This is a genomic window from Erythrobacter sp. AP23, assembly GCF_001542855.1.
Taxonomy (GTDB): Bacteria; Pseudomonadota; Alphaproteobacteria; order Sphingomonadales; family Sphingomonadaceae; genus Qipengyuania.
Genome location: NZ_LNBY01000018.1, coordinates 21,075 through 43,414, shown reverse-complemented (window position 1 = coordinate 43,414; position 22,340 = coordinate 21,075). Strand labels below are relative to the sequence as shown.

Below are 22,340 nucleotides of genomic sequence, written 5' to 3'. Positions count from 1 at the left end.
ATCCTGCGCGCCTTTATTCTCCGGCGCCGATGGTTTCGGCCAGTTCGAGACCCGAGAGGTAGGCGGCCTCGACGCGCGGGGCGATCAGCCAGTCGCCGCATGCGCCGATGCGCTGGGCGTCGTCCCACAGGGGCTGCGTGCCGGCGGCGCCCGATTTAGCGTAGCGCCAGCGATGGGCGCTGCTGGCAAGGATCGGGGGAAGGGGGGCGCCAACGGCGTCCGAGAACGCGTCTAGCAAGGCTGCGCCTGCCATTTCGGCATCCTCCTCCAGATGCGCGCGCGACCATTCGGGAGAGCCCTGCACCACCCAGCATTCCTCATCCGAGCGCTGCGGCTTCGTAGAGTTGCGCGCCGCCCAGCCGATCGGGCCTGCGTCGCGCAGTGTCGCTTCGACGTTCGATAGTGGTTTGGAAAAAGCGACCATCAGCGTCCAGCAGGGATCGGAAGCCGTCGCTGCCGCGAGTGCGCCCATGGTTTTGGCGTGCGGGGTCAGCAGTGGGGCGGCCTGTTCTGCGGGCAGGGCCACGACGACTGCTTCGAAAATCGCGTCGGTGACGCCATCCCCCAGAAGCCGCCAGCCCTCTCCCGTTCGATCGAGGCTATCGATCCGCGTGCCGAAGCGCAGGTCCAGATGGCTCGCCATCGCCTTGAGCGGTGCATTCATCGCGGGCGTTCCGACCCAGGCTTCCGCCCCCGCTTCGGGCCAGCGCGCGACGATGCCGCCGCGCTCCCACGCCTCGACCTGCGCGGCGAAGCGAGGGTCGCGCACCGTGAAATACTGCGCCCCGTGATCGAAGTGGAGCATGCGGCCGTCGTGCTCGATCCGCCGGGTCGCCATGCGCCCGCCGGGGCCGCGGCCCTTGTCGAACAGCGCCACCTCGTGCCCCAGCTCGCCCAGGCGCAGCGCGCAGCTCATCCCGGCCATGCCGGCGCCGACGATCGCGATCTTCATCGCTGCGGTACTCGGCTCAGGCGTCTTCCTTGAGGTATTTCTGGAAGCTCTTGCGCAGCTTCATCAGCTTGGGCGGGATGACCGCGAGGCAATAGGGATTGCGCTGGCCTTCGCCTTCCCAATATTCCTGGTGGTAATCCTCGGCCGGATACCATTCCCCGCTTTCTATCGTGGTCACGGCTTCCTCGCCCGGATGCTCCTCGTTCCAGCGCGCGATGGCGGCCCTGGCTTCTTCTTCCTGCCCGTCGAGCGGGAAGATTGCGCTGCGGTACTGCGTGCCGACATCGTTGCCCTGGCGATTGAGCTGGGTCGGGTCGTGCGTGCCCATGAACACGTCGAAAAGCTGGGCGAGCGTGATCCGCTCGTCGTCGAACGTCACGCGCACGCCCTCGGCATGGCCGGTATTGCCGGTGCAAACTTCCTTGTAAGTCGGGTCGGGCTTGTCGCCGCCGATATAGCCGCTTTCGACCTCATTGACGCCGATCACGTCCTTCATCACCGCTTCGGTGCACCAGAAGCACCCGCCGGCAACGATCGCCTGCTGTGTAGCCATGTCCGTCAATCTCCTTTGCGCAGGAGAGATAGGTAGCCGTCTTCGCCTTGTCATCCACCCAATGCACGTCCAGAAGACCATGCGGACGAACCGAGGAGAGTTACTATCATGCGCCTGATGCTGACTGCCGCTGCTGCCGCCCTTGTCGCGGCGCCGCTCGCTGCCGACGATCACGCGGCCGACCTGGAAACCGTGCTGGCCGCCGACCTGCGCGACGACGATCGCGCGCGCGACCGATATCGCAACCCGGCCGAAACGCTCGCCTTTTTCGAGGTGACGCCCGACATGACCGTGGCCGAATATGGGCCGGGCGGTGGCTGGTACACCCGCGTACTCGCGCCCTATCTGCTGCCCGCTGGTAAATATATGGCCTTCGATCAGGACAGCGACGGCCGCGAGTATCGCGATCGCGCGCAAGAGGCGCGCGCCAAGGGCTGGACCGAGCGGTTCAAGCAGAATGTCGCCGAAGGGCTGGGTGTCGAGGCCGACAGCGTAACCGCCTTCGAGATCGACGAGATGCCCGAAGGCATCGAAGGCACGGTCGATCGGGTGCTGATCTTCCGCTCGATGCACGGTCTCAACATCGGCAACAGCGCCGACGACGTGCTCAAGGCCGCGCGCCGCATGCTCAAGGACGATGGCATGGTCGGCGTGGTCCAGCACCGTGCGCCCGAAGGGGCGAGCTACGACGATTACGGCGCGCGTCAGCGCGGCTATATGCGCAAGCAGGATGTCGTCGCGATTTTCGAGGCTAATGGCTTCGAACTGGCCGCCGAAAGCGAGATCAACGCCAATCCGAACGATCCCGCCGATTGGGAAGGCGGCGTGTGGACGCTGCCGCCGGTGCTGCGTTACGGCGACCAGGACCGCGCGAAATACCTCGCCATTGGCGAAAGCGACCGGATGACGCTGCTCTTCCGTAAGGCCCGGTAAACATTGCCTGTACGGCGACGGCGACCTATCTCGCCAGAATGAGAAGCCTGACCGTCGCCGTCCTGCAATTGCCGCTTTCCCGCGAGGAGGCGGCGGACAACATCGCCGCGGTTTCCGCGCTGGTCGAAGAAGCGGCGGGCAAGGGCGCGCAGGTGATCCTGCCGCCCGAATTGTTCGCGGGCGAATATTTCTGCCGCGAGGAGGAAGAAGAGCTCTTCGACCTCGCCCACCCCACCGCCGAAAGTCCCAGCGTGCTGGCCATGCAGGACCTGGCCGCAAAGCTCGGCGTGGCGATCCCGACCAGCTTCTTCGAGCGCGACGGGCATCATTATTACAATACGCTGGCGATGATCGGACCCGATGGCGCGATCATGGGCACCTATCGCAAGAGCCACATCCCCGACGGGCCGGGTTATGAGGAAAAATACTATTTCCGCCCGGGCAACGACGGGTTCAAGGTGTGGGATGTGTTCGGCGCGCGCATCGGCGTCGGCATCTGCTGGGACCAGTGGTATCCCGAATGCGCGCGGGTCATGGCGCTGAAGGGCGCCGAGGTGCTGTTTTACCCGACCGCTATTGGCTCCGAACCCTATGACGCCGATCTCGACACCAGCCGCATGTGGCGCCGCGCGATGATCGGCCATGCGGTGTCGAACTGCATGCCCGTTTGCGCCGCGAACCGGATCGGGCATGAAGGCCCCGCCGACCGCCAGCAGAGCTTTTACGGTCACAGCTTCATTTCCGACGAATGGGGCGATCTGGTGAAGGAATTCGGCGGCTCGAGCCAAGGCGTGCTGGTCGCGACGCTCGATCTCGACCGGGCGAAGAAACACCGTGCTGGCATGGGCTTCTTCCGCGATCGGCGACCGCAGCTCTATGGGCGCATCTGCGAGGACATCTGATCTTGGGCGGCGGCATCGACCAGGTTCAGCTCGATGCGCTGTTCACGGTCGCCCTTGAGGCGGGTATCGCCCGGATCGAGAAGGACGGCACATTCTTCCCACTGCTGTTCGAATTGCGCGCGAACGGTGCCATCCAGAACGTCGCCGTTCTCGAAACTGCGGCCATCGACGGCGCGCAATCCGTGCTCGACCGATTCGCCGAGCTACTCCGGATGCGTGCCGAGGAGGGCACGATCAAGGCCGTCGCCATCGTCCAGCACCATGCCATGCAGGGAGCGATGGAAGTGCGCCTGCGCGCCCCGAATTACTCGGGTGATGTGCACGCTCCCTTCGAACTGGCGCGTGGCGGCCTGCTCAAGCGAAAGCGCAGTCTCACGCTTGGCGAATTTGCCGTACGCACGGTCGAGAACGAGATATTCCGACCGTCGACAGGCCCGCAATGCGATGATCGCACATCGAAGCCGGGGCCATGACCGAGGCAGGCCGGCACCGATATCTGATCGCGCTGGGCTCGAACCGGCGATTGCCCGGCATCGGCAGTCCGCGCGCGGTGCTTGAGGCGGCGATCGCCGCGCTGGCCGAAGAAGGCTGGCATATCGAGGCCGTGTCCGGCTGGATGGCCAGCGCGCCGGTTGGCCCCTCGCTGCGCCGCTATACCAATGGCGCGGCGGTGATTGCCGGCGACCTCGAACCGGCCGAGGCGCTCGCCAGCCTGCAGGATGTCGAACGTGGCTTCGGGCGCGAGCGGCGCGGCCAGCGCTGGCGCTCACGCACGCTCGATCTCGACATTGTCCTGTGGAGCGGCGGAGCGTGGCATGCTCACGATCTTTCCATCCCGCACCCGCTCTTCCGCGAGCGCGATTTCGTACTGCGCCCCGCAGCGGAAATTGCTCCGGATTGGCGCGATCCGGTAACCGGGCATACCGTCAGGCAGCTCGCCGCACGCCTTTCCTGAGCGATGCGGGTGGAATGCGGCATGACCGGCTTGACCACCCGCGACAGCAGCCCTAGGTGGCACGCCGTGGTCGGGCCGTTAGCTCAGTCGGTAGAGCAACTGACTTTTAATCAGTAGGTCGCTGGTTCGAACCCAGCACGGCTCACCACCACCACCACCTAAACTACTCGCATTTCAATGCCGGCCCGGGCGGATCGCCGGGTGGGCTGCCTGCATGGCCTTCGATCCTGTTGCACCTTCGGTTTGCGCATGAGCCGAGCATCGAGACTGAGCGTCATGACACGGGGATAGCTGTATGACGGGACGCCGGGAGTTACCCCAAGAGCAACGCGATCCGGTTTGCCTGAAGCGAGCGCATCAGATGACCCTTTTCGGGAACGGCGTCGTCGTCGACGGACGATAGGGTGGGCGAAACTACTGAGGTCTTTGTAACACGTCTTATACCGGCTTGCGCATAGCGCCCGAATGAGCGGACCGACTTCCTCGGCTCGCCATGAACATCGGAACACAATGCGCGTCCTCAACTGTTTGATATACGAACACAACCTATCTTTGGTCTTGCTGGCATCGCTGATGTGCGTCGTCGGATCTTTCGTCACGGTCAAGCTGTTCGAGCGCACACTCGCCGAAACGGGTACAGCCAAGCTGCATTGGACTCTCCTATCGGCAACGACAGCAGGCTCGGCAATCTGGGCGACTCATTTTATAGCGATGCTGGGCTACGATCCAGGAGTCCCGGTGAATTTCGACGCAACGCTGACCATCGTATCGGCGCTGATAGCGGTGGCAGGCAGCGGCGCGGGGCTGCTGTTCGCGAGCATGCAGCAGCGTTGGCTGGCGGCGTTGTGCGGTGGGGGGCTAATCGGACTGGCGATCAGTTCGATGCATTATGTCGGCATGTTCGCATATCGCGCCGAGGGTGTGGTCCAATGGCTACCCGAATACGTTCTCTCATCGATCGCCTTCGCCATCCTCCTATCCGCGCTGTCTATAGATCGCTTGCGGAGCCACTCGGGCAAGACACACCCCTGGCTCGCTACGTTTCTGCTCGTCGCTGCGATCGTGGCGCTCCATTTCGTAGGAATGGCGGCATTCGCGGTCGCACCGATCGCCGGAATGGGTACAGGCGCTGACAGTGAAGCGTTTGATGCAATGGCGGGAGCCATCGCGGTGGTCGCAATGCTTATCGTCGGCACGGGAATATCGACCAATATTGTCGAGCTGCGTACGCGACGGGAGTCGCAGAGTCGCTTGCGCCATATCGCCCTGCACGATGCGCTGACCCAGCTCCCCAACCGCCGTCACTTCAATGAGAAGCTGCAATCGCTATGCGAGGGACTGTCGACGGGGAGTGGCCGACCTTTTGCCCTGCTCATGATCGACCTCGACCGCTTCAAGAAAATCAACGATACGCAGGGCCATCCGGTTGGCGACTTGGTCCTAGCGAGAGTGGCAAAGCGATTGACCCATGCTGTAAGGGACAGCGATCTCGTGGCGCGCATTGGTGGGGATGAGTTTGCGGTGATCATGCCCGGCACCGACGATGCTGCGGAAGTCGGCAAGCTTGCCGAGCGGATCGTCGAGGTGCTCTCGCGACCTTTCGCCATCGACGGAAATGTTTCCGAAATCGGCGGCAGTGTTGGAATCGTTCTGGCGCCTGAACACGGCCGTAAAGCAGAAGTGCTGACCCAGCATGTCGATGTTGCGCTCTACTCGGCAAAGCACGAAGGCAAGGGACGGCACTACTTCTTCGAACCGAGCCTGATCGTGGAATTGCAGAGCCGCCGACAGCTCGAGACCGAATTGCGGCGCGCGTGCATGCGCGATGAATTCGAAGTGGTTTACCAACCGATCATGAACATTACTAGCGGCGGATACATCGGAGCCGAAGCGCTGGTTCGATGGCAGTCGGAAAGCCACGGCGACATTTCTCCCGAAGTTTTCATACCGCTGGCCGAGGAACTTGGCCTGATCAGCCGTATCGGCAACGCCGTACTGCGTCGTGCCTGTAGCGATGCATCGCGCTGGCCGAGCGACCTGACCGTCTCTGTAAACGTTTCACCGGTTCAATTAATGGATCCGCGTCTTGCACAGACGGTAGCGCAGGCGCTGGAGGAAACGGGTCTGTCTGCGCATCGTCTGGAGCTGGAGATCACCGAAACTGCGCTTCTCGGGAACGCCGAAAAGGCGCTTTCCACACTCAGTCGACTGCGGGAACTTGGCGTCCGTATTTCGCTGGATGACTTCGGAACGGGCTATTCGTCGCTAACCTATCTCCACAAATTCCCGATCGACAGAATCAAGATCGACCGCAGCTTTATCGACAAACTGCCGAGTGACGCGGGAAGTGCATCGATCGTGCGCGCGATCACCCAGCTCGGTGGCAGCCTGAACCTGTCGATTACCGCGGAAGGTATCGAAACCGATGAGCAGCTCTCGTTTATTTCGGGGCAGGGATGCGATCACGTCCAGGGCTATCTGTTCAGCAGGCCGCTGAAGCGGGAACGAGCTGCCGCATTGTTCAACAGCCGCGACAGCCAGACTGCGGCAGCTTGACAACGAAAGCGCATTACAATGCTCCAACGTCTCCTTTACAGTAGCAAGGCAGCACCACTTCCGACGCCGGGCGAGGAAAAGGCTTTGGTCGACGAGATTGTTGCCCACGCATCGCAGAATAATCGGCGCGTCGGCGTGACCGGCGCATTGCTCTTCTTCGAAGGGCAGTTCATTCAAGTCCTCGAAGGACCTGGTGACGTTCTAGAAGATGTATTCGAGCGGATCTGCTGTGATTTCCGGCATGAGATGGTGAGACTGCTCGACCTCCAGACGGTACCCTCGCGCATTTTTGCGGAATGGGGCATGGCCAGTGTCGTGGACAGCGAAAACGCATCCGACCCTCTCCGGGCGAAGCTCGGCTCCATCCCGTTTCTAGCGGGTCTGAACGCTGGCGAAGCAATCCGCGAGCTTCGCGCCGCGATAGACGAGGCACAGATCGCAACCTACGAAGTCGCGCACTGACAAAGTGAAAAATCCTGAGATGGCTGGGCCTCCGTTCATCGCGGATAGCGACAAAAGCGACCGAACACGATGAGCGTGGCGAGCCGCTTGGCTGGCGATCCGATCAAGTTCGCGGTGGATTCCGTGATGATGAGCGACTAGGGCCCCGGGAATTGGACACCGTCACCGATCGCCCTAGGCCGGAGTACCGGCATCCATCGTCTGGAGCATTTTGCCTATGAAGACCCGCGCCGCCGTCGCCTTCGCCCCGAAAGAGCCGCTCGAAATCGTCGAGCTGGACCTCGAAGGGCCCAAGGCAGGCGAAGTGCTGGTCGAGATCATGGCGACGGGCATCTGCCACACCGATGCCTATACGCTCGACGGGCTGGACAGCGAAGGCATCTTCCCCAGCGTCCTCGGCCATGAAGGCGCAGGCGTGGTGCGCGAAGTCGGTGCGGGCGTCACCAGCGTGAAGTCGGGCGATCATGTGATCCCGCTCTACACCCCCGAATGCCGGCAGTGTAAGTCGTGCCTGTCGGGAAAGACCAATCTGTGCACCGCGATCCGCGCGACGCAGGGCAAGGGCCTGATGCCCGATGGCACCACGCGCTTCTCCCACAAGGGCGAGCCGATCTTCCACTATATGGGCTGTTCGACCTTCTCGAACTTCACCGTCCTGCCCGAAATCGCGGTCGCCAGAATCCGCGAGGACGCGCCGTTCAAGACAAGCTGCTATATCGGCTGCGGGGTCACCACCGGCGTCGGCGCGGTGACCAACACTGCCAAGGTGCAGGTCGGCGACAATGTCGTGGTCTTCGGCCTTGGCGGGATCGGCCTCAACGTCATCCAGGGCGCGCGGCTCGCGGGTGCGAACATGATCGTCGGCATCGACATCAACCCGGACCGCGAGGAATGGGGCCGCAAGTTCGGCATGACCCATTTCCTCAACACGAAGGGGATGAGCAATGACGAGGTGGTCGCTAGAATCGTCGAGATGACCGACGGCGGGGCGGATTATACCTTCGACTGCACCGGCAACACCGATGTCATGCGCACCGCTTTGGAGGCCTGCCATCGCGGCTGGGGCACTTCGATCATCATCGGCGTGGCCGAAGCGGGCAAGGAAATCGCGACGCGGCCGTTCCAATTGGTGACGGGCCGCAACTGGCGAGGCACCGCATTCGGCGGTGCCAAGGGCCGCACCGACGTGCCCAAGATCGTCGACTGGTACATGGACGGGAAGATCGAGATCGACCCGATGATCACTCATGTCCTGTCGCTAGAGGAAATCAACAAGGGCTTCGACCTGATGCATGCAGGCGAATCCATCCGCAGCGTGGTGGTGTATTGATGGCAGACAAGCTTTATCCCGACGCCGCGGCGGCCCTCGACGGGCTGCTGACGGACGACATGCTCATTGCCAGCGGCGGCTTCGGCCTCTGCGGCATTCCCGAGCGCCTATTGACCGCGATCCGCGACAGCGGGGTGAAGGGCCTGACCTTCGCCAGCAACAATGCGGGAATCGACAACGAGGGCATCGGCATGCTGCTGCGCACCCAGCAGGTGAAGAAGATGATCTCGTCCTATGTCGGCGAGAACAAGGAGTTCGAACGCCAGTTCCTCTCCGGCGAGCTCGAAGTCGAGTTCTGCCCGCAGGGCACGCTCGCCGAACGCATGCGCGCAGGCGGCGCGGGCATTCCCGGCTTCTACACCAAGACCGGCGTCGGCACCCAGGTCGCCGAGGGCAAGGAACACAAGGAGTTCGACGGCGAGACCTATATTCTCGAACGCGGCATCTTCGCCGACCTTGCGATCGTGAAGGCGTGGAAGGCCGATGAGACCGGCAACCTCGTCTTCCGCAAGACCGCGCGCAACTTCAACCTGCCCGCCGCAACCTGCGGCAAGGTCTGCGTGGTCGAGGTGGAGGAAGTGGTCCCCACCGGCAGCCTCGATCCCGACTGCATCCATCTGCCGGGCGTCTACGTCCAGCGCATGATCGTGGGCGCACCCTACGACAAGAAAATCGAATTCGAGACAACCCGCGAAAGGGAGAGCGCCTGATGGCCTGGGATCGCAACCAGATGGCCGCCCGCGCGGCGAAGGAACTGGAAGACGGCTATTACGTCAACCTCGGCATCGGTATCCCGACGCTGGTCGCCAACCACATCCCCGAGGGCATGCATGTCACGCTGCAGAGCGAGAACGGCATGCTCGGCATCGGGCCGTTCCCCTATCCGGACGAGGTCGATGCGGACCTGATCAATGCGGGCAAGCAGACCATCAGCGAACTGCCGCACAGCGCCTATTTCGACAGCGCGGCGAGCTTCGCGATGATCCGTGGCGGGCATATCGACCTGACCGTGCTCGGCGCCATGGAGGTCGCGCAGGACGGCGATATCGCCAACTGGATGATCCCGGGCAAGATGATCAAGGGCATGGGCGGCGCGATGGACCTCGTCGCCGGCGTGAAGAAGATCATCGTCGTGATGGACCACAATGCCAAGGACGGCAGCCCGAAATTCATCCCCGAATGCACGCTGCCGCTGACCGGGCAGAACGTGGTCGACATGATCATCACCAATCTGGGCGTGTTCCACCGGCCGGACCACGACAGCGCCTTCCGCCTGATCGAACTGGCGCCGGGGGTGACCGCAGAGGAAGTGGCCGAAAAGACCACGGCGCAATACGAGGTCGCGCTCTAGCGGGATGGCGGGCGCGCTGGAGACCCTCGAGGAGCATCGCAGCCATGGCGGGGTGCAGGGCGTCTACGCCCACGCCTCGACCAGCACCGGCGCACAGATGACCTTCTCGGCCTTCGTGCCCGGGCACGAAGAAGGCGCCAAGCTGCCAGTGTTGTGGTTCCTTTCCGGCCTCACCTGCACGCATGCGAACGTCACCGAGAAGGGAGAATATCGCGCGGCCTGCGCCAAGCATGGCATGATCTTCGTCGCGCCCGACACCTCGCCGCGCGGCGAGGGCGTGCCCGACGATGAAGCCTATGATTTCGGCAAGGGCGCGGGCTTTTATGTCGATGCGACGCAGGAACCGTGGGCGCGGCACTTCGCCATGCGCAGCTATATCGAACGGGAACTTCCGGCGCTGGTGGACGAACATTTCCCGGTCGATCTCGATCGGCAGGGCATTACCGGTCATTCGATGGGCGGCCACGGCGCATTGACGATCGGTCTGCGCAATCCCGACCGCTTTCGCTCGGTCAGCGCCTTTTCGCCCATCGTCAGCCCCTCGAACTGTCTCTGGGGGGAGAAGGCCCTGGGCGGCTACCTTGGCGCAGATCGCGATGCCTGGCGCGAATATGATGCCTGCGCATTGATCGAGGACGGCGCGCGGCTCGAAAACCTGCTCGTCGATCAGGGGACGGCTGACGATTTCCTCGAGGACCAGCTCAAGACCGAGCTGTTGGTCGAGGCGTGCGAGAAGGCCGGTATCCCCGCCGATATCCGCATGCAGCCCGGTTACGACCACTCCTATTACTTCGTCTCGACCTTCTTGGCGGAGCATGTCGGCTGGCATGCCGAGCGCCTGACGCGCTAATTCGGTACGACCGAGCGGGAAAGACGCATGGGTCTCGTGCGTTGCCTCGGCATGTTCGTCGATAATACCTGGCTCGACTTAGCCCTTCGCGGCATCCTCCTGTCCGCTGCGGCGCTCTGCTGGATCGTCGTCCTGATCCGCGTGAACGGGCTGCGGTCCCTCTCCAAGATGACCAATTTCGACTTCGTGATGACCGTGGCGCTGGGCAGTCTCGTCGCCGGGGCGGGGCAGGCCAGCGACTGGCAGGCATTCGTGCAGGCGATGATTGCGATGCTGGGCTTGTTCGTTGTGCAGTACACGGCCGCACGTATGCGCAAGGCTTCGGACGCAGCGGAAAGCGCGATGCAGAACGACCCGGTTTTCCTCATGCGCGATGGCGAGTTCTTCGAGGAAGCGCTCCGATCGACGCGCGTGGCCAAGAGCGACCTGATCGCCAAGCTGCGCGAGGCCAATGTGCTCGACCTGACCAAGGTCCGCGCGGTGGTTCTGGAGACGACGGGCGATGTCTCGGTCCTCCATGGCGAGAGGCTCGACGAGACCCTGATCGAGAACGTGAAGCGGCTCTAGCGCCGGTCGAGCCACCTCGCCAGGGCGACGCCGCCGGTAATCAGGAAGGGCACCATTACGATGCTGAGCGCGACCTTGGCGATCACCTGTCCGATCAGCAGATTGGTGATGTCGAACTGCCCGTAAAAGGCGAGCGTGATGAAGATCACCGAATCGATCGCCTGGCTCAATGCCGAAGCGATCGCGCCGCGCACCATCAGCGAGACGGTCGACGCTCCTTCGGAAGAGCCGCGCAGGCGCGAGAAGATCCACACGTTGAGCAGCAGCGAAACGATATAGGCGGCCGGCCCGGCCATCCACACGCGCCACAAGGTGGCATGGACGCGCTCGAAGGCGGCGAGATCCTCCGACCGGAATTCGACCATTTCGGTCGAGGCGGGCAGGTTCAGCACGAGCTGCATCAGCACGGACGCCACCAGCAAGGGCACGAATCCCCACCAGACGATCCGGTTGGCGAGCTTTTCGCCATAAAGCTGCGCGATCGTGCTCGAAATCACCACCAGCAGCAGGAAGGCGAAAATGCCCGACTCGACCGCCAGGTCGGTCGGCCACAATTGCACCTGCTTGAATGCCAGCACGCCCGCCAGCACGGTCATCCCGCCATAGAGCATCGTATAGACGAACAGGCCACGCGGCATGGCAGCGGCTGCGAGCCGGGTCTCGTTGGCGGGTTCGGTCATGGGTTCGGCCTCGTAGATATCGTGGACGGCGAGGCCGTCGGCGAGCGGTGAAAATTGACTAATGGAGCCCCGCAAGCAAGACAGCAGCCGATTTCATCCGCAACTTGTCCGCATTCGAAGGGACCTTCATGTCGCCCATCCTGATCAATCTCGTCGGTATAGCGGCGATCCTGCTAATTGCCTTCCTGCTGTCGACGGGCAAGCGGCGAATCAAATTGCGGGTGGTGGGTGCGGCATTCGCCCTGCAGGCGCTGATGGCGCTGCTGGTATTGCGCACGCCGTGGGGCGTCCAGCTGATCCAGGCGATGTCCAACGGGGTCATCGCGCTGCTTGACTATTCGAAGGTCGGGATCGAGGCGGTGTTCGGCCCGATGGGCGCGAACCCCTTCACCAACACATTCGTGATAGCCGCGCTTCCGGTAATCGTGTTCTTCGCCGCGATCGTCTCGATCCTCTACCACTGGGGCATCATGCAGCGGCTGGTACGCTGGGTGGGCGGCGCGATCGGCTGGATCACCGGGATCAGCAAGGTCGAGGCGCTGGGCAGCGCGGCCAATATCTTTGTCGGCCAGTCCGAAAGCCCGCTGGTTGTGCGCCCCTATCTCGCCGCCCTGACGCCCAGCCGGCTGTTCACGCTGATGAGCGTAGGCATGGCGGGCGTCGCTGGCACCATCCTCGCCGCCTATGCCAGCTTTATCGGTGCGGATGCGGTGCCTTTCCTGCTGGCGGCGGCCTTCATGTCGGCCCCGGGCGGCATCCTGATGGCCAAGATCATCATGCCCGACGATGAAAGCGTGTTGGCGCGCGATGCAGCCGAACTGGCCGGAGTCGATCCCGAAGGCGAAATCGTGCTCCCCGAAGCGCGGATCAGCGCCGAGGGGCCGGCAGCCCTGACCGAAAGCGGCAAGCCGCACGAGGTGCAGGTCGCCGAAACCTTCGAGGAAGGGCATAAGCCCGCCAATGTCATCGAGGCCGCCGCGCAGGGCACGCAGACCGGCGTCAAGCTCGCCGTCGCGGTCGGCGCGATGGTGATGGTATTCGTCGCGCTGGTGGCGCTCGCCAATGGCATTCTCGGCGGGATCGGGGGCTGGTTCGGCTATCCCGATGTGAGCTTCCAGCAATTGCTCGGCTTCGTCTTCGCGCCGGTCATGTTCCTGATCGGCATTCCCTGGGAGCAGGCCGGAACCGCTGGCGGGCTGTTCGGCACCAAGATCGTGCTCAACGAATTCGTCGCCTTCATCGATCTCGGCGCGATGGACGGATCGGTCCTGTCCGAACGCAGCCGCGCGATCGTGACCTTCGCATTGTGCGGCTTTGCCAATTTCAGCTCGATCGCGATCCAGATGGCGGTCACCGGCGGACTTGCGCCAAATCAAAGACCGGTGATTGCAAAGCTGGGTATCCGCGCTCTCGCCGCCGGCAGCCTCGCCAACCTGATGAGCGCGGCGCTGGCGGGACTCTTCCTACCATACTAAAGGGCGCACCCACTATGACCGATTCGAACACCGATATCGCGGTTGTGTCGCTGGCACAGCCGCTCGAGAGCATTGCCGACGAGCTGGGCCGCAGTTTCGAGGAATACGGCTTCGCCGTCATTCGCGACCACGGCATCCCGCAGGACCTGATCGACCGCGCCGAGGCGCTGGCCAAGGAATTCTTCGCGCTGCCCGACGAGGTGAAAAAGGCCTACCACATCCCGGGCGGCGGCGGCGCGCGCGGTTATACGCCCTTCGGCACCGAAAAGGCCAAGGACGCTGAGGTCCACGACCTCAAGGAATTCTGGCATGTCGGGCGCGAATTGCCCGAGGGACACGAACTGTCCGAATATATGGCGGACAACGTCTGGCCCGAGGAAGTCGAAGGTTTCCGCAAGACCTTCACCGAGCTCTACGCCGCGTTCGAGGAAGCCGGCGGCCGCGTGCTCGAAGGTATCGCGCTGCATCTGGGGCTTGACCGCGAGTTCTTCGCGCCGACCGTCGAGGACGGCAATTCGGTCATGCGCCTGCTGCGCTATCCCCCGCTGGAGGGCGAAGAAGCCGAAGGCGCGATCCGTGCGGCCGCGCATGGCGACATCAACACGATCACGCTACTGCTCGGTGCCGAAGAGGCAGGCCTCGAACTGCTGACCAAGCAGGGTGAGTGGAAGGCGGTCGACGTGCCGGAAGGGGCACTGGTCATCAATGTCGGCGACATGCTCGACCGGCTGACCAACGGCAAGCTGCGCTCGACCACCCACCGCGTGGTCAATCCGCGCGGCGAGGCGGCCTATCGCGCACGCTATTCGATGCCTTTCTTCCTCCACTTCCGGCCCGATTACGTGATCGAGACGCTCCCATCCTGCATCGATCCGCATCAGCCGGAGAATCGGCCCGCGCCGATTTCGAGTCACGATTTCCTCATGCAGCGTTTGCGCGAGATCAATCTGGCGTGACCCGGCCTCCGGCATTGCCGAATTCGTTGCAATAGAGCACCGAAACCGAGAAAGTTTCGCGCCGTTGCTATTTTGCAACGCACAAAAATCTTTGAAAAATAGACATTTGTTGCGATTTTCCGCAGGTGCGTCTCGCATCCGCAACAAGTGTCTTGACCTTGTCATAAAAAGATAGCTTGGGCGCAACGTCCTCCCGCCAGAGGGAGCGCGTTCCAAGCCTCCGCACACCTCACACGAGACTGAAGGGATCATCTCGATGAAGTTCAAATATCTCCTGGCGGCGTCGGTCGTCAGCATCACTGCCACAGCGGGCATCGTTGCAGCCCCCGCCGCAGCTCAGCAGATTACCTCGGGCATCGAGGGACGCGTTGTCAGCGAGACCGGCACTCCGCTCGCAGATGCGAGGATCACTGTTACCGATACGCGTACTGGCCAGACTCGTACGCTCGAGGCCAACAATGAGGGCTCGTTCCGCACTGCGTCGCTCGTCCCCGGCGGCCCCTACACCGTGACCGTCACGGCGCCCGGCTACGAGGGCCAGACGGTCGAGGGCATCTCCATCACCGTTTCGGGCAACACCGACTTCACTTTCGAACTGACCCAAAACGTCGCCGAAAACGTGATCGTCGTCAGCGGTGCACGTGCAAACGTCCAGCAGCTCGCTGTCGGCCCGGGCAACGCCTTTGGCGTCACGACGCTCGAAAGCTTCCCTTCGCTCAATCGCGACGTCCGCGACATCATTCGCCTTGACCCGCGCGTCAGCCTTGAGCGATCGGACGACGTCGATCGCATCTCCTGTCTCGGCGGCAATGACCGCGCGAATACCTTTACCGTCGACGGCATCGTCCAGTCCGATGTCTTCGGGCTGAACGGTACGCCCTTCGCCGCACGCAACTCGCTTCCGCTCCCTTTTGATGTGATCCGTGAAACCTCGGTTGAATTCGCGCCCTTTGACGTTGAATATTCCGACTTCACCGGATGTCTGGTGAACGTTGTTACGAAGTCGGGTACCAACCAGTTTTCCGGCAGCGCCTTCTACACCTATTTCGACGGTGGCATGCAGGGTGACCAGGTCGAACAGGCGGACGGCAGCTTGCGCGACATCAATGCGGGCCGTGAAGAGCGCTGGGGCGTGACGCTTGGCGGTCCGATCGTTCCCGACCGCCTGTTTTTCTTCGCTGGCTATGAAGAAACCGATCTTGGCGACGGCTTCAACGACGGCCCCTTCGGCTCGGGTGCGGCCGACGAGTTTGATTTCGTCACTCAGGCGCAGTTCGACCGGTTCGCGCAGATCGCACGTGACGTTTACGGTCAGGAAATTGGTCCTGTCCCCACTCAGCTGGCTCAGCGCGACGTCCGTTACTTCGGTCGTCTCGACGCCTACATCACCGAAGATCACCGTCTCGAGGCAACCTATCAGCGCCTCGAGGAAACGAACATCGAAACCGACTTCGGCAGCGATCAGTTCGGCGGTCTCAACAGTTTCGAAGACGAAGGCACGATTAGCGATTATTACTCCGTGCGCCTTTACTCGGACTGGAGCGATAAAGTCAGCACCGAGCTGCGGCTTTCGCGCTCGGAAGTCGGCGATGTGCAGGGGCCTGTTGGCTTCGGAGAAGCACAGAGTGACAACCCCACTGTCCGCCTCGCCGTCGGTCTCGACAACGCCACCAACGGTCTAATTCCGAACGGCGACAACGGCATCCTGACGACCGGACCGGGCATTTTCCGTTCGGCCAACCAGCTCGATACCAAGATCGACCAGGCTCGCTTCGTAATGAACATCGATGGCGGCGATCACCAGTTCAAGCTGGGTGCCGAAATCAATGACCTCGAAGTGTTCAACCTGTTCGCCATCAATGCAACCGGCACGATCTTCTTCGAGAACCTCGACGATTTCGAACAGGGTCTCGTCGCACCAGGCTTCTTCTCCAGCGTATTTGCCGGTGCCGACGATCTGGTGAACGGCGGTCCTCTTGGCGGCGCCACGATCGCGGTCACGCCTTCGGGAGACATCAACGAAGCTGCAGCGCTTTTCAATCGCACGACCTACAGCTTCTTCGCACAGGACACCTGGCAGGCAACCGATCAGTTGACGCTGACGGGCGGTATGCGTGTCCAGCTCTACACGGGTGACGCCCCGCGTCCAAACCCGCTGTTCCTGGAACGCTTCGGCTACACCAACGCCAATCCCTTCAGCAAGATCGACCCGGTCCTGCTGCCGCGTTTCGCTGCCACCTACGACTTCGACAATACCGGGATCTTCTCCAACACCCGCTTGACTGCCGGTGTGGGAATTTTCTCGGGCGGCGACCCGGTCGTGTTCTTCTCGAACGCTTTCTCGAACAACGGTTTCTCGACCGCTAACGGCGATACGTTCGACTGTAATGCAAGCGATCTCAACATCGATCCGGCCACCGGCCAGATCGACGTAGTGACCGGCGGGACCTTCACCGGCATTCCGGCCTGCGCCATTGCCGCTGGCTCGGCGGCAGCTGCGGCGGGGCGTGCCGACGTCCAGTCCACCGATCCGGACTTCGACATCCCGACCGCCATGCGCGCCAACATCGGCATCGCGACCGACTTCGGCACGGAAACTGGCTTCTTCAGCAACTGGCGCCTCAACGTCGACTACATCTACACTCGTTTCAACGACACGCTGAGCATCGTCGATCTGACCCAGATCGTGGACCCGAGCCTCGGAGCGAATGGTTTCACCGTCGACGGTCGTCCGATCATTCGTCCGATCGATCCGTTGAATGCAGGTTGTAACGCGACGCTGATCGACAACAATCCGCCGACCTACGACAATGTCACGTCGGCATGCTTCGGCACCCGGATCGACGACTTCCTCCAGCTGACCAACGGGCCGAGCTTCGATAGCCACAATGCTTCGTTGATCCTGTCCAAGCGCTTTTCGGAAGGTGTCTTCACCGAAGGCGGTCGCGTGAATGTCAGCTTCGGCTACGCATTCAGCGATAGCGAGCAGACGATCAACTTCCGCTCGTCGACGGCCGGTTCGAACTTCGACAATACGCCGTCGTTCAACCGTCAGACGCCTGCGATTTCGCAGTCGGGCTTCGAAACCCGCCACAACTTCGTCGCGTCGATAAATCTGCGCGAGGAATTCTTCGGCGATTTCGGCACCGGGCTTGGCCTGTTTTTCCGTGCTTCGGAAGGTCGCCCCTACAGCCTCGTCTTCGACGACATTCGTGGCGGCGAGTTCACCGACTCGAGCTCGAGCGAGAACAACATCCTCGCTTACATCCCGACCGGTGTGAATGATCCGAACCTGTCGCCCGATTCGGATCCGGCAGCGGTGCAGGCATTCCTTTCGGCGATCAACAACACCAATCCGGACATCGTCAGCAAGATCAATTGCAACTTCACGCCCGGCCAGACGGTCAAGCGCAATCAGTGCCGGAACGACTGGTTCTATGATCTCGACCTGCGCATCAGCCAGGAAATACCGTTCCTCGGTAGCCTGACCGGATTGGTGAGCGATCGCATCGAACTGTTCGCCGACTTCGACAACTTCCTCAATCTGCTCGACAGCGGTTGGAACACGCGTCGTGCGCTTGGTGGCTTCGATGGCCGTGTCGCCCTCGTGGACGGCAGTTTCGACGATCAGGGCCGCTACATCATCGAGAGCTTCGATGCGGGCGACGGCGAAGCGAACACGTTCGAATCCAATACGGTCTGGCGTATCCAGGTCGGCGTGCGTTACGAGTTCTAAATCGCCTCGTAACCGCAGTGATGCGGACAAAGGAGCGGCGGCCCCCACAGGGCCGCCGTTTCCCTTTTCCGCTGCCAGAACCGCGATCGTTCGGAACAGGCATCAATATTGGACCGTTTTGCGGCAATGACTGCAGGTGCGTCCAACTTCAGCGCGATCAAGCATCGCCCCAATCCCTGGGTGATCGCGCTTATCGTGCTCGTCCACATCGGCATCTTCTATCTGCTGGTCCGCGCGCTGGCGCCCGATGTGGTCGGCAGCCTCGAACGTTCGGTCGTCTCCGCCGTCACCGTAACCGTCACGAGCCCGCCCGAGCCGGAACCGGTAGAGCCCGAGCCCAAGGGAGCGCAGGGTGATCCCGGGCGCGAAGCGGTGCCGGCTCCGGTGACTGCGCCCGAACAGCAGCGCCCGCTGCGCGAAGATCCACCCGCGCCGCGGGCGGCATCGACGGGGACCGCCGCTACCTCCGGCGCGACCGAGGAGGGACAGGGCACGGGCCGCTCGGGCCAGGGTGAAGGCACGGGGAGCGGCGAGGGCGGCAGCGGGCAGGGCGGCGGAGTGGCGACGAAACCCGTGCTGACACGCGCGATCACCGATGCACGTGCCTTTCCCGTACCGCCAGGCGGACGCCAAGCGCGGATCGGCCAGTCGGTTATCGTCCGGCTGACCGTTTCGGCCCAAGGCCGCGCCACGCGCTGCAGTATCTATCGCCCGAGCCCGTTCCCGGAAACCGATGCCGCCGTGTGCCGGCTCGCCCTCGACCAATTGCGTTTCGAACCGGCGCGCGATTCACGCGGCAGGCCGGTCGCCGCGACGTTCTACTACCAGCAGCGCTTCTTCAATTGAGCGACGGTAGCGGTGCTGCTCACTGCTGGTCGAAGGTGGTGAGCATCTCGACGAGCTCGTCCCTGCCATAGGGTTTTGTCAGGAGGCCCGATGCTCCAAGTTCGGCGACCCGGCTTTCCATCTCGCCATATCCGGTCGCCAGCCAGAAGGGCACGCCGCCCTCCCGCAATTTTTCCGCCACCGGCTCGCTGTTTTCCTTGCCGAGATTGTAGTCGAGGATGGCAAGCGCCGGCCGCGTCTTCGCCAAGGCGTCGAGCGCGGCCGCGACCGAACTCTCTATGCGCACCTTCTCAACACCCAGTTCCTTGAGGCAGTCTTCCGCATCGAGTGCGATGATCATGCTGTCTTCGACCAACAGGACGCTCTCGGGCAGGTTTTGGGGACGGTCGTTCTTCATCTTCTTTGCCTGTGCAACTGGTCCGCCGGCGCGCCCACGCCATTCGACGAAGCGCGCAGGGATGCAAAAGCGCGCCTCGACGCCTTCCAAACGGTAATGGACTTCGGCGGTGCCTTCGAGCTCGTGAGGCAACGAGCGCTCGATGATCGTGCTGCCGAATCCACGCCGCTTGGGCGGCTTGACCGGCGGGCCGCCGCTTTCGCGCCAGTCGACGCAGAAATTGTCCTCGTCGTCGCGGCTGACTTCGACCTCGAGCTTGCCGGACTGATCGCTCAGCGAGCCGTATTTGGCCGAATTGGTTATCATCTCGTGGATCACGAGCGCCATCACCGTATAGGCCTCGGGAGAGATCATCGCCTCCGGGCCCTTCACCTCCAGCCGATCGGTCTTGCCGCTCAGATAGGCATTGGCCTCGGTCTCGATCAGTTCCGAAAACGGTGCGTGGGACCAATTGCCCTTGGTGATGTTGTCATGCGCCGCCGCAAGCGAACTGACCCTGCCCCCGACGATTTCGACGAAGGTCTCGATATCGGTCGCATCGTTTTTCGACTGGTTGATGAGGCCGCGAATGAGATTGAGGATATTGCGCACGCGGTGGTTGAGTTCGGCGATCAGCAATTCCTGCTGCTGTTGCGCTTTGGTGCGTTCGGTCACCGCCTCGTCGGTCAATCGCAGGATGATCTCGAGCAGCGTGACACGCAGGCCCTCGGCAATGTCGAGTTCGGCCTGCGACCATTTTTCCGCGCGCCCCTCGACCGTTTCCTGCCACGCCTCGAAGCTCTTGCGCGGGGTCAGGCGATCGCCATTCGGACCTGCCTCTACCGGCTTTTCGGGATTGCCGGCCCAGGTGACGGTGTGGGTCAGCGGCTTGCGCCACAGTATCAGATAGTCGCGCGGCGTGCGCGATACGGGGATCACCAGCGCGCCCGCCGCGCGGTCGGCGAACCGCTCGGCTCGCGGCAGTCTTTCGGCAATCGCCTCGCTCGCGAGCAGTTTACTGGTCGCCCCGCCGTTGAGGCTGGGAAGGATCGCGCGAAACTCTTCCTCGTTCGGGGCCGAGCCACGCGAATCGTAAATGTCCTCGACGAAAACGCTCACGCCATCGTGCGGGATCACCTGCTGGATGACTGGTTCGATCGTCGGCAGGCTCGAGGAAAGCGGTGTGCCTGCGGCGATGTCGCGCATCAGCCGCGAATGGACCTCGCGGCCCTTCTCGCGCCGGTCGGCCGCCTGGCTCGACAGCGTGCGGTCGAGCATGAGCGAAAACAGTTCGGAAAACAGTTCCGCCGCAGTGCGCTGCGAATAGGGCAGCAATTTGGGACCATAATGATGGCAGGCGAACAGGCCCCAGAGCTTCCCCCCGATGATGATCGAGATCGATAAGGAGGCACCGACCCCCATGTTCTTCAGGTATTCGATATGGATCGGAGAGACGGCGCGCAGCGTGCTCATGCCGAGATCGAGCGGTTCGCCATCGAACGAGACGCCCGGCTCGATCTCCACCGGGCCGGCCTCGACGTCGGCGATGATGCGGAACCTGTTGCGCAGGTAGAGCGTGCGCGCCTGATTGGGGATGTCCGATTTGGGATAGCGCAGGCCGTGGAACTTCTCGAGATCCTCCCGCGCCGCCTCGGCAATGACTTCGCCCGAAAGATCCTCGCGAAAGCGATAGACCATGACGCGGTCTATCTGCAGCGCATGGCGAAGCTGGCGTGCGGCCTCGTCGGCCAGCGCCTGGACATCGCGGTGTTTCTCGAGCCGCGCCATGATCGGGCGGAGGAGAGCGAGTTGGCGATTGAGGTCCCCCGCTGCATGGGGTTCGGCTTCGATTACGGTATTCGCGCCCGAACTGTGCAGCGCGCAATCGAACAGCGTGCCATCGTCGAATAGGTCAAGCCCGAACACTCGCTCGACCTGGTCGGGAATCGTGAGTGCGGCGGCGGCGCTGCGCAGCTGTTCGAGCGCGGCGGGAGCGACCAGCGAGCTGAGCCGGTCGCCGATTTCGAGAGATCGGCCCGCTCCGAAAATCGCTTCGAGATTGGTCGAGCGATGCGCGACGAACCAGTCCGCGTTGACCGCAATCAGCGCCCCGAAGGCCTGGATCCGGCCGAGTTGGTGGATCGGTTCGCGATCGCAGTTCGAAAGATTGACCTCCTGCACGCCCATCACGCGGCGACCGGCGACAGGGCATGTGCGACGACCGCATTGAAATGCGCAAATGTTGCCTGCGCGGCTGCGAGCGCCGCCCGGTCCCGATCGGGGGAATGCGGCCGTTCGAGTATCGGGCGCAAATCCTGCCAATAGGCGGTCATACGCCGGTCGGAAAGGAAGGCGGTGGGCCATTGCATACCGGTTTTGGCAAGCCGCGCGAGGATCGCCCGGTTGCCGAGCGATGACCCTGCCATCACCCAGCAAACGCCGATCGGGTCCGCATCGGCAGGCGTCTCCAGAGCCGGGAAATCGGTAGGCGCAGCACGACCCAGCATTTTGAGATCCTGCGCGATCAGGCCGGTCTGGCCTGGCGGTCCGCTTGTCGGCGCGCGGTCGGCCAGCCACAGTTCGACGTCTTGGCGGGCGCGGTACTGAATCTCGAGAAAATCGGCATAGTCGCGCTCACTCCCTTCGGTGAGCGTTCCGAGGCGCCCATCGAGCCGGTCGTGGCTCGGCGCGGTACAGGCTTTGAGATATTCCCTGGTGGTGCGACCCACCCCACTGGTCACCGGCATTCGCTCGGCCTCGCTTTCCGTACCGTCCTGCCCTGAAGCAGGCATGGGCCCGCCGCGCGGTAAGATCAATTCCCGCTTCAACGCAAAGCGCGCATGCTCGCGAATAGTTCCCC

At 62.8% G+C, this 22,340-nt stretch carries 20 protein-coding genes, 1 tRNA gene and 1 pseudogene; 17 read left to right on the top strand and 5 right to left on the bottom strand.

Translation table 11 applies throughout. From position 1 onward, the window contains the following. Window positions 1-13: 13 nt before the first annotated feature. Window positions 14-952: an NAD(P)/FAD-dependent oxidoreductase gene (locus ASS64_RS13170; protein WP_067695438.1), complete on the bottom strand. Its 939-nt coding sequence runs from the start codon at window positions 950-952 to the stop codon at window positions 14-16. A 16-nt stretch (window positions 953-968) separates the two neighbouring features. After that, entirely contained in the window at window positions 969-1,505 is a 537-nt protein-coding gene (gene msrA / locus ASS64_RS13165; protein ID WP_067695436.1) for a peptide-methionine (S)-S-oxide reductase MsrA, read from the bottom strand. Between the two features lie 108 nt (window positions 1,506-1,613). On the opposite strand from msrA, the gene ASS64_RS13160 reads away from it, so the two are divergent. The 13 genes and pseudogenes from ASS64_RS13160 (at window position 1,614) to ASS64_RS13105 (ending at window position 11,411) form a co-directional block, all read left to right on the top strand. After that, complete coding sequence (locus ASS64_RS13160; RefSeq protein WP_067695433.1) at window positions 1,614-2,438, top strand: class I SAM-dependent methyltransferase; 825 nt, start codon at window positions 1,614-1,616, stop codon at window positions 2,436-2,438. Between the two features lie 38 nt (window positions 2,439-2,476). Continuing rightward, window positions 2,477-3,340: an N-carbamoylputrescine amidase gene (gene aguB, locus ASS64_RS13155; protein ID WP_067695430.1), complete on the top strand. Its 864-nt coding sequence runs from the start codon at window positions 2,477-2,479 to the stop codon at window positions 3,338-3,340. Between the two features lie 2 nt (window positions 3,341-3,342). Then, complete coding sequence (locus ASS64_RS13150) at window positions 3,343-3,813, top strand: hypothetical protein (protein WP_067695427.1); 471 nt, start codon at window positions 3,343-3,345, stop codon at window positions 3,811-3,813. Continuing rightward, complete coding sequence (gene folK / locus ASS64_RS13145) at window positions 3,810-4,295, top strand: 2-amino-4-hydroxy-6-hydroxymethyldihydropteridine diphosphokinase (RefSeq protein WP_067695424.1); 486 nt, start codon at window positions 3,810-3,812, stop codon at window positions 4,293-4,295. The genes ASS64_RS13150 and folK overlap by 4 nt, the downstream gene beginning before the upstream one ends. A 72-nt stretch (window positions 4,296-4,367) precedes the next feature. Then, window positions 4,368-4,443, top strand: a tRNA-Lys gene (locus ASS64_RS13140). Window positions 4,444-4,760: 317 nt separating this feature from the next. After that, window positions 4,761-5,276: pseudogene (locus tag ASS64_RS17120) on the top strand (MHYT domain-containing protein); the annotation flags it as partial. Window positions 5,277-5,378: 102 nt separating this feature from the next. After that, on the top strand, window positions 5,379-6,851 hold the full coding sequence (locus ASS64_RS13135) for a bifunctional diguanylate cyclase/phosphodiesterase (RefSeq protein ID WP_234002408.1): 1,473 nt from the start codon (window positions 5,379-5,381) through the stop codon (window positions 6,849-6,851). A gap of 18 nt (window positions 6,852-6,869) precedes the next feature. Then, complete coding sequence (locus ASS64_RS13130) at window positions 6,870-7,313, top strand: BLUF domain-containing protein (RefSeq protein ID WP_067695418.1); 444 nt, start codon at window positions 6,870-6,872, stop codon at window positions 7,311-7,313. 217 nt (window positions 7,314-7,530) lie between these two features. Beyond that, window positions 7,531-8,643, top strand: coding sequence for an S-(hydroxymethyl)glutathione dehydrogenase/class III alcohol dehydrogenase (locus ASS64_RS13125; RefSeq protein ID WP_067695414.1), 1,113 nt, complete (start codon window positions 7,531-7,533; stop codon window positions 8,641-8,643). Next, window positions 8,643-9,353: a CoA transferase subunit A gene (locus tag ASS64_RS13120; RefSeq protein WP_067695411.1), complete on the top strand. Its 711-nt coding sequence runs from the start codon at window positions 8,643-8,645 to the stop codon at window positions 9,351-9,353. The genes ASS64_RS13125 and ASS64_RS13120 overlap by 1 nt, the downstream gene beginning before the upstream one ends. After that, window positions 9,353-9,994 (top strand): CoA transferase subunit B, encoded by a 642-nt coding sequence (locus ASS64_RS13115; RefSeq protein ID WP_067695400.1) that lies wholly within the window; start codon window positions 9,353-9,355, stop codon window positions 9,992-9,994. Before ASS64_RS13120 ends, ASS64_RS13115 begins: the two co-directional genes overlap by 1 nt. A 4-nt stretch (window positions 9,995-9,998) precedes the next feature. After that, the gene (fghA, locus tag ASS64_RS13110; RefSeq protein WP_067695397.1) at window positions 9,999-10,844 is read left to right on the top strand and encodes an S-formylglutathione hydrolase; all 846 of its coding nucleotides are present in this window, start codon (window positions 9,999-10,001) and stop codon (window positions 10,842-10,844) included. Between the two features lie 27 nt (window positions 10,845-10,871). Beyond that, complete coding sequence (locus ASS64_RS13105; protein ID WP_234002407.1) at window positions 10,872-11,411, top strand: DUF421 domain-containing protein; 540 nt, start codon at window positions 10,872-10,874, stop codon at window positions 11,409-11,411. On the opposite strand, the gene ASS64_RS13100 is transcribed toward ASS64_RS13105, so the two are convergent. Continuing rightward, window positions 11,408-12,091, bottom strand: a complete 684-nt coding sequence (locus ASS64_RS13100; protein ID WP_067696171.1) for a queuosine precursor transporter — start codon at window positions 12,089-12,091, stop codon at window positions 11,408-11,410. The two genes, ASS64_RS13105 and ASS64_RS13100, sit on opposite strands and share 4 nt — an antisense overlap. 128 nt (window positions 12,092-12,219) lie before the next feature. Here ASS64_RS13100 and ASS64_RS13095 point away from each other — a divergent pair, with 128 nt between their 5' ends. The 4 genes from ASS64_RS13095 to ASS64_RS13080 all read left to right on the top strand — a co-directional run bounded on the left by ASS64_RS13095 (window position 12,220) and on the right by ASS64_RS13080 (window position 19,104). Continuing rightward, entirely contained in the window at window positions 12,220-13,566 is a 1,347-nt protein-coding gene (locus ASS64_RS13095; RefSeq protein WP_067695394.1) for a NupC/NupG family nucleoside CNT transporter, read from the top strand. Window positions 13,567-13,580: 14 nt separating this feature from the next. Continuing rightward, window positions 13,581-14,522 (top strand): isopenicillin N synthase family oxygenase, encoded by a 942-nt coding sequence (locus ASS64_RS13090; RefSeq protein ID WP_067695391.1) that lies wholly within the window; start codon window positions 13,581-13,583, stop codon window positions 14,520-14,522. 256 nt (window positions 14,523-14,778) lie between these two features. Further along, complete coding sequence (locus ASS64_RS13085) at window positions 14,779-18,258, top strand: TonB-dependent receptor (protein WP_067695388.1); 3,480 nt, start codon at window positions 14,779-14,781, stop codon at window positions 18,256-18,258. Between the two features lie 126 nt (window positions 18,259-18,384). Further along, window positions 18,385-19,104 carry a TonB family protein gene (locus ASS64_RS13080; protein ID WP_067695384.1) on the top strand — a complete coding sequence of 240 codons (720 nt, stop codon included), beginning with the start codon at window positions 18,385-18,387 and terminating at the stop codon, window positions 19,102-19,104. A 19-nt stretch (window positions 19,105-19,123) separates the two neighbouring features. Here the strand turns inward: ASS64_RS13080 and ASS64_RS13075 are convergent, their stop codons facing one another. Both ASS64_RS13075 and ASS64_RS13070 read right to left on the bottom strand, forming a co-directional pair. After that, window positions 19,124-21,667 (bottom strand): HWE histidine kinase domain-containing protein, encoded by a 2,544-nt coding sequence (locus ASS64_RS13075; protein ID WP_067695382.1) that lies wholly within the window; start codon window positions 21,665-21,667, stop codon window positions 19,124-19,126. Further along, the gene (locus ASS64_RS13070) at window positions 21,667-22,272 is read right to left on the bottom strand and encodes a biliverdin-producing heme oxygenase (RefSeq protein WP_067695379.1); all 606 of its coding nucleotides are present in this window, start codon (window positions 22,270-22,272) and stop codon (window positions 21,667-21,669) included. The genes ASS64_RS13075 and ASS64_RS13070 overlap by 1 nt, the downstream gene beginning before the upstream one ends. Between the last annotated feature and the right edge of the window lie 68 nt (window positions 22,273-22,340).

Bases quoted from the DNA above. Each gene is read 5' to 3' on its own strand.
- ASS64_RS13170 (WP_067695438.1), bottom strand. From the start codon at position 952: ATGAAGATCGCGATCGTCGGCGCCGGCATGGCCGGGATGAGCTGCGCG.
- msrA (WP_067695436.1), bottom strand. From the start codon at position 1,505: ATGGCTACACAGCAGGCGATCGTTGCCGGCGGGTGCTTCTGGTGCACC.
- ASS64_RS13160 (WP_067695433.1), top strand. From the start codon at position 1,614: ATGCGCCTGATGCTGACTGCCGCTGCTGCCGCCCTTGTCGCGGCGCCG.
- aguB (WP_067695430.1), top strand. From the start codon at position 2,477: ATGAGAAGCCTGACCGTCGCCGTCCTGCAATTGCCGCTTTCCCGCGAG.
- folK (WP_067695424.1), top strand. From the start codon at position 3,810: ATGACCGAGGCAGGCCGGCACCGATATCTGATCGCGCTGGGCTCGAAC.
- ASS64_RS13135 (WP_234002408.1), top strand. From the start codon at position 5,379: ATGGCGGCATTCGCGGTCGCACCGATCGCCGGAATGGGTACAGGCGCT.
- ASS64_RS13130 (WP_067695418.1), top strand. From the start codon at position 6,870: ATGCTCCAACGTCTCCTTTACAGTAGCAAGGCAGCACCACTTCCGACG.
- ASS64_RS13125 (WP_067695414.1), top strand. From the start codon at position 7,531: ATGAAGACCCGCGCCGCCGTCGCCTTCGCCCCGAAAGAGCCGCTCGAA.
- ASS64_RS13120 (WP_067695411.1), top strand. From the start codon at position 8,643: ATGGCAGACAAGCTTTATCCCGACGCCGCGGCGGCCCTCGACGGGCTG.
- ASS64_RS13115 (WP_067695400.1), top strand. From the start codon at position 9,353: ATGGCCTGGGATCGCAACCAGATGGCCGCCCGCGCGGCGAAGGAACTG.
- fghA (WP_067695397.1), top strand. From the start codon at position 9,999: ATGGCGGGCGCGCTGGAGACCCTCGAGGAGCATCGCAGCCATGGCGGG.
- ASS64_RS13105 (WP_234002407.1), top strand. From the start codon at position 10,872: ATGGGTCTCGTGCGTTGCCTCGGCATGTTCGTCGATAATACCTGGCTC.
- ASS64_RS13100 (WP_067696171.1), bottom strand. From the start codon at position 12,091: ATGACCGAACCCGCCAACGAGACCCGGCTCGCAGCCGCTGCCATGCCG.
- ASS64_RS13095 (WP_067695394.1), top strand. From the start codon at position 12,220: ATGTCGCCCATCCTGATCAATCTCGTCGGTATAGCGGCGATCCTGCTA.
- ASS64_RS13090 (WP_067695391.1), top strand. From the start codon at position 13,581: ATGACCGATTCGAACACCGATATCGCGGTTGTGTCGCTGGCACAGCCG.
- ASS64_RS13085 (WP_067695388.1), top strand. From the start codon at position 14,779: ATGAAGTTCAAATATCTCCTGGCGGCGTCGGTCGTCAGCATCACTGCC.
- ASS64_RS13080 (WP_067695384.1), top strand. From the start codon at position 18,385: ATGACTGCAGGTGCGTCCAACTTCAGCGCGATCAAGCATCGCCCCAAT.
- ASS64_RS13075 (WP_067695382.1), bottom strand. From the start codon at position 21,667: ATGGGCGTGCAGGAGGTCAATCTTTCGAACTGCGATCGCGAACCGATC.
- ASS64_RS13070 (WP_067695379.1), bottom strand. From the start codon at position 22,272: ATGCCTGCTTCAGGGCAGGACGGTACGGAAAGCGAGGCCGAGCGAATG.